Below are 1,881 nucleotides of genomic sequence, written 5' to 3'. Positions count from 1 at the left end.
GCCCAGGCGATCCCGAGGGCCGGCCAACGGCCGGCGCTACCGGAACACTTACGTGCCGCACAACGAAAACGGCCGGGCAATGCCCGGCCGTCTGGCGTCACGCGTACCGTACGATCAGGCGATCGCTTCCTGGTAGCGGCGCTCCACTTCGTTCCAGTCCACCACGTTGAAGAACGCGCCGATGTATTCCGGGCGACGGTTCTGGTACTTCAGGTAGTAGGCGTGTTCCCACACGTCCAGCGCCAGGATCGGGGTGTTGCCGTCCATCAGCGGGCTGTCCTGGTTGGCGCTGCTTTCCACCACGACCTTCTTGTCCGGGGTGACGCTCAGCCACGCCCAGCCGCTGCCGAAGCGGGTCAGAGCGGCCTTGGTGAAGGCTTCCTTGAACTTCTCGAAACCACCCAGCTGGGCGTCGATGGCCTTGGCCACGTCACCGACCGGGTTGCCGCCGGCGTTCGGAGCCATCACGGTCCAGAACAGGGTGTGGTTGGCGTGACCGCCACCGTTGTTGCGCACCACGCCCTGCAGGTTTTCCGGCAGCGACTTGGTCTTCTTGACCAGCTCTTCCACTGGCAGGTCAGCGTACTCGGTGCCTTCCAGCGCCGCATTGACGTTGTTGATGTAGGTCTGGTGGTGCTTGGTGTGATGGATTTCCATCGTGGCCGCGTCGATATGCGGCTCAAGCGCGTCGTAGGCGTAGGACAGCTTGGGGAGGGTGTAGGCCATGTGGTTCTCCTGGTAGCTCACTCACCCGGTGGGTCCCGGGCGTTGCGTGTCGATGATGGGGATGGTCACCCAGCTTACCAAGGCCTGCGTAAACAAATCTGAGTTCCAGGTGGTGCGCTTGTTACGCAGTGGTGAGGATGCGCTCACATCGCGCGGTACATTAGTGCAGGTTCCCCTTCCGTTCCTCTCCATGCGCAAGCCACTTCTGCTGCTGGTCGCCATTGTGCTGCTGATCGGCGGCCTGTTCGCCATCAAGGAATCACAGCGTCCGCCGCCGCCACAGTTCGCCCCCTCGCTGACCGGGGACACTGCCCCCAGCGCATCGCCGGCCCCCACGCGCGGCAACGACCCGTTGCCACCGTTCCTGCCCCCGGAAGCGCGCCAGACCATCGCCCTGATCCAGCGCGGCGGCCCCTACCCTCACCGCCAGGACGGCAGCGTGTTCGGCAACCGCGAGCAGCGCCTGCCCGAGCGCCCCCGTGGCTACTACCGCGAATTCACCGTGGAAACACCCGGTGCCCCCAATCGGGGCGCGCGCCGCATCGTCACCGGAGGCAATCCGCCCACCGGCTGGTTCTACACCGACGACCACTATGAAACCTTCCGCAGTTTTGACGTCCCCCCGGCCGGGAGCTGGCAATGACCCATGATCCATTCGACCTGGGGTTGCATGACCTCAACAACGCCGGCGTGTACGCCATTGGCAACGACGATGTCGGTCCGCTGTCGGCCGCCATGCGGGATGCCGGACTGAAGGTGTTACGCGTGGACCTGGCAGGCTGCGCCGACAAGCGCACCCTGCTCGCCCGTCTTGCCGCTCAGCTGGATTTCCCGCAGGGCTTTGGCGGCAATTGGGATGCCTTGTCCGACAACCTGCGTGACCTCGCGTGGCTGAAGTCGGCCGGTGGTTATGCGTTGTTTTTGAGCGATGCTGATGCGCTGCGTGATGGCGCTGCCGCGGACTTCGAGACCCTGCTGGAGGTGCTGGACGAGGCCAGCCAGAGCTGGGCACAGGACGATGTTCCGTTCTGGGCGTTCGTCGCGTTGAAGGACGTCCCCGCGGAAGGGTGAGGCAATTTCAACCGGAGTTCGGTAGCGCCGGCCGTTGGCCGGCCCTCATGGTCTTCGGATGCGTCGCGTGGGCCGGCCAACGGC

The 1,881-nt window shown here is 64.9% G+C and carries 3 protein-coding genes; 2 read left to right on the top strand and 1 reads right to left on the bottom strand.

Annotation, left to right across the window (positions count from 1 at the left end):
* Nucleotides 1–114: 114 nt before the first annotated feature.
* Nucleotides 115–726: a superoxide dismutase gene (locus QMX83_RS21325; RefSeq protein ID WP_125359304.1), complete on the bottom strand. Its 612-nt coding sequence runs from the start codon at nt 724–726 to the stop codon at nt 115–117.
* A gap of 190 nt (nt 727–916) precedes the next feature.
* Between QMX83_RS21325 and QMX83_RS21320 the strand changes: the two genes are divergently transcribed.
* Nucleotides 917–1,369: a ribonuclease domain-containing protein gene (locus tag QMX83_RS21320; protein ID WP_282298622.1), complete on the top strand. Its 453-nt coding sequence runs from the start codon at nt 917–919 to the stop codon at nt 1,367–1,369.
* Complete coding sequence (locus tag QMX83_RS21315; RefSeq protein WP_282298621.1) at nt 1,366–1,797, top strand: barstar family protein; 432 nt, start codon at nt 1,366–1,368, stop codon at nt 1,795–1,797. Before QMX83_RS21320 ends, QMX83_RS21315 begins: the two co-directional genes overlap by 4 nt.
* Nucleotides 1,798–1,881: the final 84 nt, after the last annotated feature.

Source organism: Stenotrophomonas sp. PS02289 (assembly GCF_029960115.1).
Classification (GTDB): domain Bacteria; phylum Pseudomonadota; class Gammaproteobacteria; order Xanthomonadales; family Xanthomonadaceae; genus Stenotrophomonas.
Note: the sequence above shows the minus strand (reverse complement) of the source record. Positions and strands in the feature narration are given on the sequence as shown.